General features: G+C 72.3%; 11 protein-coding genes. 3 read left to right on the top strand and 8 right to left on the bottom strand.

Going from position 1 to position 7,507, the window contains the following annotated elements; translation table 11 throughout:
- Nucleotides 1-130: 130 nt before the first annotated feature.
- The 8 genes from TOK_RS23070 to TOK_RS23035 all read right to left on the bottom strand — a co-directional run bounded on the left by TOK_RS23070 (nucleotide 131) and on the right by TOK_RS23035 (nucleotide 5,987).
- Nucleotides 131-871, bottom strand: a complete 741-nt coding sequence (locus TOK_RS23070; protein WP_253258577.1) for a rhodanese-like domain-containing protein — start codon at nucleotides 869-871, stop codon at nucleotides 131-133.
- Nucleotides 868-2,340 (bottom strand): multicopper oxidase family protein, encoded by a 1,473-nt coding sequence (locus TOK_RS23065; RefSeq protein WP_098960095.1) that lies wholly within the window; start codon nucleotides 2,338-2,340, stop codon nucleotides 868-870. The genes TOK_RS23070 and TOK_RS23065 overlap by 4 nt, the downstream gene beginning before the upstream one ends.
- Nucleotides 2,337-2,567, bottom strand: a complete 231-nt coding sequence (locus TOK_RS23060; RefSeq protein WP_098960094.1) for an SHOCT domain-containing protein — start codon at nucleotides 2,565-2,567, stop codon at nucleotides 2,337-2,339. The genes TOK_RS23065 and TOK_RS23060 overlap by 4 nt, the downstream gene beginning before the upstream one ends.
- A 47-nt stretch (nucleotides 2,568-2,614) precedes the next feature.
- A complete protein-coding gene (locus TOK_RS23055; RefSeq protein WP_098960093.1) occupies nucleotides 2,615-3,010 on the bottom strand; it encodes a DUF302 domain-containing protein in 396 nt (131 codons plus the stop codon).
- A gap of 40 nt (nucleotides 3,011-3,050) precedes the next feature.
- The gene (locus tag TOK_RS23050; RefSeq protein WP_098960092.1) at nucleotides 3,051-3,845 is read right to left on the bottom strand and encodes a sulfite exporter TauE/SafE family protein; all 795 of its coding nucleotides are present in this window, start codon (nucleotides 3,843-3,845) and stop codon (nucleotides 3,051-3,053) included.
- A gap of 34 nt (nucleotides 3,846-3,879) precedes the next feature.
- Nucleotides 3,880-5,262, bottom strand: a complete 1,383-nt coding sequence (locus TOK_RS23045; RefSeq protein ID WP_098960091.1) for an MBL fold metallo-hydrolase — start codon at nucleotides 5,260-5,262, stop codon at nucleotides 3,880-3,882.
- A 34-nt stretch (nucleotides 5,263-5,296) separates the two neighbouring features.
- On the bottom strand, nucleotides 5,297-5,605 hold the full coding sequence (locus TOK_RS23040) for a rhodanese-like domain-containing protein (RefSeq protein ID WP_172457729.1): 309 nt from the start codon (nucleotides 5,603-5,605) through the stop codon (nucleotides 5,297-5,299).
- A 112-nt stretch (nucleotides 5,606-5,717) separates the two neighbouring features.
- Nucleotides 5,718-5,987 (bottom strand): metal-sensitive transcriptional regulator, encoded by a 270-nt coding sequence (locus TOK_RS23035; protein ID WP_098960089.1) that lies wholly within the window; start codon nucleotides 5,985-5,987, stop codon nucleotides 5,718-5,720.
- A 205-nt stretch (nucleotides 5,988-6,192) separates the two neighbouring features.
- On the opposite strand from TOK_RS23035, the gene TOK_RS23030 reads away from it, so the two are divergent.
- The 3 genes from TOK_RS23030 to TOK_RS23020 are packed head-to-tail and all read left to right on the top strand — an operon-like array spanning nucleotide 6,193 to nucleotide 7,379.
- Entirely contained in the window at nucleotides 6,193-6,798 is a 606-nt protein-coding gene (locus tag TOK_RS23030) for a recombinase family protein (protein WP_098960088.1), read from the top strand.
- Nucleotides 6,795-7,124: a DUF6247 family protein gene (locus tag TOK_RS23025; RefSeq protein ID WP_098960087.1), complete on the top strand. Its 330-nt coding sequence runs from the start codon at nucleotides 6,795-6,797 to the stop codon at nucleotides 7,122-7,124. Before TOK_RS23030 ends, TOK_RS23025 begins: the two co-directional genes overlap by 4 nt.
- Nucleotides 7,125-7,379 (top strand): hypothetical protein, encoded by a 255-nt coding sequence (locus TOK_RS23020; RefSeq protein WP_098960086.1) that lies wholly within the window; start codon nucleotides 7,125-7,127, stop codon nucleotides 7,377-7,379. It abuts the gene before it with no gap.
- Nucleotides 7,380-7,507: the final 128 nt, after the last annotated feature.

Here is a 7,507-nt window from a genome sequence, read left to right as displayed (position 1 = left end):
CTGTGGAACGACAGTAGAACGACAGCGGGTCGGCGCCACGAGATGGCAGTCCCGCGACGCCCTGGTGCTCGCTGACCGCAGTTCGCGGATCGAGATCAATTCCGTCTCGGGTAACCGTTCGTCACGTCGATCATCGCGGGCCAGCTACAGGAATTCGGTGCTGCGTTGGTGCCTGCGGTTCACGCTGCATTCCGGGTGGCGGAAGCTCCGCGAGTACCTCGGCCGGCGTGCGGTCGCGAGGCCCGCGGTTGTAGGGGAGCGCGGACAGGAACGACGCCATTGTGCAGCTGTCGGTGAGCGCGGAGACGGTGAGTCCGGCCCCGATTCCGCCGGCGAGCAGACGTGCCTTCGGCGCACGCAGTCCCGCGGTCAGTCCTGCGAGCACGAGCGTTCCGGCGACGAGACGGACCTGGCGCTCCAGCGCCCACCGGGCGCGGCCACGCACGACGTCCCCGCCGACACCGGAGTACGCGGAGATGCCGCCGGTGAGGATATGCACGCGCTCGGATCCGACCCCGGCGAGACGCTGGTGGGCCTGAGCGGCCCGCGTCCCGGACTGGCAGACGAGGACGACTTGCCGGTCGAAGCGAGCGGCGAGCTGCTCGGTGTGCTCATTGACCATGTCCAGCGGCACGTTGTAGGAACCGCGGATGTGTACGGTCTCGAACTCCGCGGGGCTTCGCACGTCGATGACGGTCACGGTGTCGGGATCGCCGAGCCAGTCGCGAACGGTGCGTGCGTCGACGTGGCGGGGGCTGGCGTGGGCCACAGGGGCGTCCTTGTCGGTAGGGGTCGTGCGATGGATGGCCGCTGAGCCGGCCGCCGCGGTCGGGCCCGGGTCGGCGAGATGGCCGAGTCGAGGCTCGCTCACGGGCGGACGTTGACGGTGGCCATCATTCCGGCGTCCTCGTGGTCGAGGATGTGGCAGTGGTAGACGCTGCGTCCCGAGTACGTGGTGAACGGGATGCGGAGCCGGACCCGGCCGCGGGCCGGGACGAGCACGACGTCCTGCGGCACCCCGGTCGGTGGGGTGGCGTCGCTGGACTCGAGCACGGTGAACGGCCAGACGTGCAGGTGGAACGGGTGCGCGAGCGGGCCGGGATTGTTGATCGTCCATTCCTCGGTGGAGCCCAGGGTGATGGTCTGGTCGTCGCGTTCGGGATCGAAGGCGCGGCCGTCGATGGTGAAGGCCATCCCGCCCGCGCCGCCCGCGCCCATGCCCATCTGGAAGGTGATCTGCCGCCGCCCGGTCACCGGCCCTGCGGCGGGCGCCTCGGCGGGCAGGGCAGTGGGCAGCGGCGGTGCGGTGACCGGTGCCCCGGCGGTGACCATGGTGGCGAGGGTGACCGGCCCGCTGCTCACGGCATCGCCCCCCATCATCGCGCCCATGCCACCTCGGTCGACGGCGTCGGCGATCAGCGGGTAGCGGCCGGTGCCGGTGGGGCGGACGATCACGTCGGCCCGGTTGCCCGGGGCGAGCATCACCCGGTCTGCGTCGACGGGAGCGGGCAGGAACGTGCCGTCCTGGGCGACGCGGACGAGCTGGTGCCCGTCGAGGCGGATGCTCAGTATCCGCGACACGCAGCCGTTGACGACCCGCCAGCGTTGCGTCGCGCCGGGGACAGCGGGGATGACGGGCTGGTGCTGGCCGTTGACCAGGACCAGCTCGCCCTGGCGGCCCATCGCCCGGTCCATCGCGCTCACCTCGACCAGCCCGCCGTCATCGGCGAGGGTGGTGTCGTTGACCAGCAGCACCCGGTCCTCGACCACCGGCAGGTCGGGGTCTGGCCCGGGCGGGGCGACCAGCAGCGCACCGGCGAGGCCGCCGAAGATCTGATCGGCGACCATGCCGTGGTGGTGCGGGTGGTACCAGTAGGTGCCGGCCGGGTGATCAGGCGGGATCCGGTAGAGGTAGTCGAACGAGGTGCCGGGGTCGACGCGGAGGAACGGGTTGTCGCTGTTGGCCTGTGGGGAGACCCGCAGCCCGTGGGTGTGCAGGTTGGTGGGCTCGTCGAGCCGGTTGGTCAGGCGCACCGCGAGCTGGTCGCCGGGGCGCACCCGCAGCGTCGGCCCGGGTGCGGTGCCGTTGAAGCCCAGGCCCTGGGTGTCCCGACCGGCCAGCCGCACCCCCGCCGCGGCGGTGAGCTCGACCTGCAGCTGCCCGCCGGCACTGTCCAGGACCTGCGGTTGGCGCAGCTCCGCGCCGGTGTCGGCGGGCCGCAACCGGCCACCCGCACCGGAGCCGGTGGCGATCCAGCCCGTCGCACCGGTGGCGACGGCGGCGGCGCCGAGCCCGCCCAGGACGATCGCGCGGCGCCGGCTGATCGGTGCCGGGGTCACGCCAGCTCGTCGCGGCGCTTGCGGTACTCGTCGTCGTCGATCTCGCCGCGGGCGTAGCGCTCGTCGAGGATCTGCCGTGCCGAGGTGGGCCCCGCCGCCGGGGCGGTGTCCGCGACGGGTCTGCGGGTCTGGGTGAGCCGGTAGGCGAGGTAGCCCAGCAGCACCAGGCCGATCAGCACCAGTACCGGCCAGATCCAGAACCATCCCATCATCGAGCCGTCCATCATGGTCGTTCCACTCCTTTCGTCTCGTCGTGCGTGTTGTCGTCTGCGGGTCAGCCGCTGGTGAGTGCGTCGAGGGCGGCCCGGATGCGTACCCCGGCCTCGTCCGCGACGGGGCGCAGGTCCTCGCGTTCGGGGATGGTGACCATGACCTGTGGGTCCAGGGCGGAGACGATGCTGTGGTCGTCGCCGTCGGCGCGGACCACGACGTTGCAGGGCAGCAGCAGCCCGATCTGCCGGTCGACGTCGAGGGCGCGGTGGGCGAGCTGGGGATTGCAGGCGCCCAGGATGACGTAGGGCTCCATGTCGTGGTCCAGCTTCTCTTTGAGGGTGGCCCGAGCGTCGATCTCGGTGAGGACCCCGAACCCCTGCTCGGCCAGGGCCGCCTTGACCGCGGGGACCGCCTGGTCGTAGGGCAGGTCCAGGGTGATCGTCATGCTGTAGTCCATTGCGAATGCTCCATTCGTCAAGTTGTCGGTCGTGTGTGTGTCAGCCGCTGCTCAGTGCGGCCGGGGCGAGCAGCGCGGCGGCGGCGACGCCGACCGCGACGGCCAGGATCAGGTAGGCGAACCCGCGCCGCAGCGCCGCGGCCGGGAGCCGGTTCGCCACCCGCCCGGCGGCCAGTGACGCGAGCAGGGCGGCGCCGGCGAACACGGCGATCACGCCGTAGTCCACGCTCGCGGCGTCGGCGGCGTGCGCCGACAGCCCGGCCAGCGAGGTGATCGTGACGATCACCAGCGAGGTGGCGATGGCCTCGGCGGCACTCAGCCCGAGCAGCAGGGTCAGGGCGGGCACGATGAGGAACCCGCCCCCCACGCCGAACAGTCCGGTCAGCACCCCGACCCCGGCCCCCGCGGCGAGCGCCTTGGGCAGGCAGCTGCGCCAGTCGACCCGCCCGTCGCGGATCCGGCAGGCGCCGCCGGTCGCCTCCTCGGGGTTGCCGCGCAGCATCCGGACCGCGACGACGACCATCAGCACCGAGAACGCCACCAGCAGCCACCGGTCGGCGATCAGGCGGCCGAGCGCGGCCCCCGCGAACGCGGTGGGAATGCCCGCCGCGCCGAACACCAGCGCTACCGGCCACCGGATCATGCCGGACCGCAACCTCGCTGCCACGCCGCCGGCCGCCGACACGGACACCACCAGCAGCGACCCGAACACCGCGGCCGCCACCGGTTGGCCGACCCCGTAGACCAGGGCCGGGACGGCCAGGATCGAGCCACCCGCACCGAGCAGCCCCAGCGCGGCGCCGATGACCAGGCCGAACACGCCGGCGAGGATCACCGTGCCCGCCTCGGGCCACGGGTCCGGGACCTGCTCACGAGGTGGGTGTCAGCGGGACACCGGCGTCGGCTGCGTCGTCGAACATGTCGTCGACGACCACCACCGTCCGTCCGGCGCGGGCCAGCAGCGACGCGGCCGCGGTGGCGCGGTAGCCGCTACCGCAGTGCACCCACACCGCGCCGTCGGGAACCTCGGCGAGCCGGGCGTCCAGCTCCGGCAACGGGATGTGTACCGCGCCGCGGATATGCGAGGCGTTCCACTCGGTGCCCAGCCGGACGTCGAGGACCACCTGCGCGGGCGGCAGGTCCGCGAGCCGCCGGCCGGACAGCTCCGCGGCCAGGTCGGCGAAACTCGCGCTCGGCAACCCAGCCAGCTGGGCCGCGTCGGCCAGGTCCCCGGGCTCACCGGTGGCGGCGGCCACGACGTGGTCGACGCCGATACGGACCAGCTCCCGCTGGGCCTGCGCGACCTGCGCGCGGTCCTCACCGAGCAGGGTGATCGGTGCACCGTGGGGGGCCATCCAGCCCAGCCAGGTCGCCATCGGCCCGTCCAGGCCCAGGCTCACCGTCCCGGTGAGGTGCGAGTCGAGGTAGGCCTTGCGGTGGCGCAGGTCGACCACCCACTCCCCGGCGGCCAGCCGGCGCGCCAGCTCGGCCGGGTCCGCTGTGGTCGGCGGGCGCAGGTCCACCGGCGCCGGGCCAGCGGTGTTGAGCGCGCCCATGTGCGCGTAGTAGGCGGGGTAGGCACCCAACCCGGCCAGCGTATGGCGGACGAACTCGTCGCGGGCCAACCGCAGCACCGGGTTGACCTCCTTCTCGTTCCCGACCGTGGACTCGTTGCCCGAGGCGGGGCTGGCGGTGCAGAAGCTGCCGAACCCGTGGGTCGGCCACACCTGCGCCCCGTCGGGCAACGCGTCGGCCATCGACGCGGCCGACGCATGCTGGGCCCGAGCCAGGGTCTGCGCGTGCTCGTCGCCGAGCAGGTCGGTACGCCCGGTGGTGCCGTAGAGCAGCGAGCCGCCCGTGAACACCCCATGCGGCCCGTCCGCGCCCTCCAACACGTAGGACAGGTGATGGAAGGTGTGCCCCGGGGTAGCCAGCACCCGCAACCGCAGCCGCGGCGAGGCCTCCAGCACGTCACCGTCGACCACGCCGGTCCGGGCGAACGCCACGTCGTCCTGCGCCGACATCACATATGCCGCTCCGGTGAGGCGGGCGAGCTCCAGACCTCCGGAGACGTAGTCGTTGTGCACGTGGGTCTCCACCACATGCGAGATCCGCACCCCGAGCCGCCCGGCCAGGGCCAGCACCCGGTCCACGTCTCGCTGCGGGTCGACCACCACCGCCACCTCCCCATCGGTGGCCAGGTAGCTGCGGTCACCCAGCGAGGACGTTTCGATCACTTCGACGTCGATCACGACAGATCTCCTTCGTCTCGTCGGTTCGGCGGGCTCATCGGGCGCCGGTGTCTACCGGGCGCCCGGAGCTGATCCAGCCGGCCGTCCCGCCGGCCACCGACACAGGCTGCGCGCCGGCCGCGGCCAGGGCCTCGGCCGCCTTGGCGCTGCGGCCCCCGGACTGACAGATCACGTACAACTCTTGCCCGGCGTAGCGGCCGGGTTCCGCGATCACCCGCTCCAGCGGCACGTTCACCGCCCCGGGCACGTGCCCCGCCACGAACTCCTCAAGGGAGCGCACATCCACCACGGCCACGTTCTCGCGACGCCCCGCAGCGAACTGCTCCACGTCCATCTCGCGCATCGACACGATGCAACACCTCCGAATCAGAGATACCCGGGGGGGTACCCATCAAACACACTTCTGTACTGGTCGCTACCGCACGGCTATGCCGCGGAAGGTCGAGACCTGTGGATCAGGCCAGCGACAGGAACAACTTCTCCAGCTCGTCCTCGGTCATCGGTGGCTGCTCGCCCCGATCTCGGGCCGCCTGACAGTGCCGCATCCCACTCGCGACGATCTTGAAGCCGGCGCGGTCCAGAGCACGGGAGACCGCGGCCAGCTGGGTCAGCACCTCCGCGCAGTCCCCGCCCCCCTCGATCGCCCGGATCACGCCGGCCAGCTGTCCCTGCGCGCGCCGCAACCGGACCAGAGCGTCGCCCACCAGGGCGGGAGTCATCTCCATGTCGCCACCTCCACTCTCACCAACATACCCCCGGGTGTATCTGTTCCGGGTCGCACCTCGTGCGTGCGCGGTTGGGGGTGTATGTCGGGAAATGACCGTCTGTCGACGATCATGAACCGCACCGAAGACCCGCAGGTCGCGGTTGTCGGCAACTCGCGTCGCGAATCAACGACGACAAACCCTCACCGAACGCTATTGTCGACGCATGTTGATCGGGTACGCGCGGGTGTCGACCGCCGAGCAGAACCCCGCACACCAGATCGACGCCTTGCACCGCGCCGGCGTCGCGGCCGACGACGTCCACGTCGACCACGCCTCCGGTGCGAAGGCGTCGCGCCCGCAGCTCGACCTGGTGCTGCACCTGCTGCGCGCCGGCGACACGCTGGTGATCACCCGGCTGGATCGGTTGGGCCGCTCGGTGCTGCACCTGGTCACCCTCGGCGCGGCCCTGCGCGAGCGCGGGATCGGTTTGCGGGTGATCGAGCAGGGCATCGACACCGCCACCGTCGAGGGCCGGGCGATGTTCGGGATGTTGTCGGTGCTCGCCGAGCTGCAGCGCGAGCTGATCGTGGCCAACACCCGCGACGGCCTGGCCGCCGCCCGGGCCCGGGGCCGCAACGGCGGCCGCCGCCCGAAGCTCACCCCGGCCCAGGCCGCGCACGCCCAGCAGCTCTACGACGCCGGCGAGCACACCGTCGCCCAGATCGCAGCGCTGCTCGGGGTCGCCCGGACGACGGTGTACGGGCACCTCAACCGGCCCGAGTCGCAGCCTGGGGCCGGGCCGGTTGCCCGGATAGGCTCGCCGTCGTGACCGCGACCTATGCCTACGACGAGCAGCCGGCCACCCGGCACCCGCTGGCACCGGGAGCCTCGCCGGCGGCGATCCGGGCCGCGCTGCTGCCGACCGACCAGGCCGGGTTCGACACCGCCTACGCCGCCGCCCTGGCCGCGTCGCGGGAGAGCCTGGACCTGGGCGAGTTGTTCCAGACGCTGGAGCACTGGCGCCGGCTCGCGCTGCTGCAGCGCGACCCCGAGGGCTTCGCAGCGATGGTGCGACGAGTGGCCGAGACGCTGTCCGGTGAGCCGGTGCCCGATGGGGAGCCGTTCGAGCTGACCCGGGCCAAGGCGGGCATGTAGGTGTACCGCGTCGTCACCGACGACCAGGTCCAGCACCAGCTCGACGCGCTGCCCGCTCCGGCGCTGGCCGCGTTCGCCGAGCTGCGGGTGCTGCTGGAGGTCGACCCGTGGGCCGGTGGGCCGGTCAACCCGGCCAACCCGCAGGGGCCGGTGCGGACGATGTCGTTCGGTCCCGGCCACGAGGGCGTCGCGGCCTACCTCATCCTGGAATCGGAGCGCAGGGTCGATCTGGTGCAGATCGCCTGGCTGACCTGACCGTCTTGACCTGGCCCGGAACGGACTTGGCGACCCCTCGGCGGGTCGACGTCGCGGTCCCCGCGAGGAGGTCCATCATCTCGGTCGTGACGATCCTGGCGGATCACCCTCTCCCGCAGCCGCAGCCG

Origin of the sequence: Pseudonocardia sp. N23 (assembly GCF_002583555.1) — a bacterium.
In the GTDB taxonomy this organism is placed as follows: Bacteria; Actinomycetota; Actinomycetes; order Mycobacteriales; family Pseudonocardiaceae; genus Pseudonocardia.
This window is presented reverse-complemented; position numbering and strand designations above follow the sequence as displayed.

Bases quoted from the DNA above. Each gene is read 5' to 3' on its own strand.
- TOK_RS23060 (WP_098960094.1), bottom strand. From the start codon at position 2,567: ATGATGGACGGCTCGATGATGGGATGGTTCTGGATCTGGCCGGTACTG.
- TOK_RS23055 (WP_098960093.1), bottom strand. From the start codon at position 3,010: ATGGACTACAGCATGACGATCACCCTGGACCTGCCCTACGACCAGGCG.
- TOK_RS23040 (WP_172457729.1), bottom strand. From the start codon at position 5,605: ATGCGCGAGATGGACGTGGAGCAGTTCGCTGCGGGGCGTCGCGAGAAC.
- TOK_RS23035 (WP_098960089.1), bottom strand. From the start codon at position 5,987: ATGGAGATGACTCCCGCCCTGGTGGGCGACGCTCTGGTCCGGTTGCGG.
- TOK_RS23030 (WP_098960088.1), top strand. From the start codon at position 6,193: ATGTTGATCGGGTACGCGCGGGTGTCGACCGCCGAGCAGAACCCCGCA.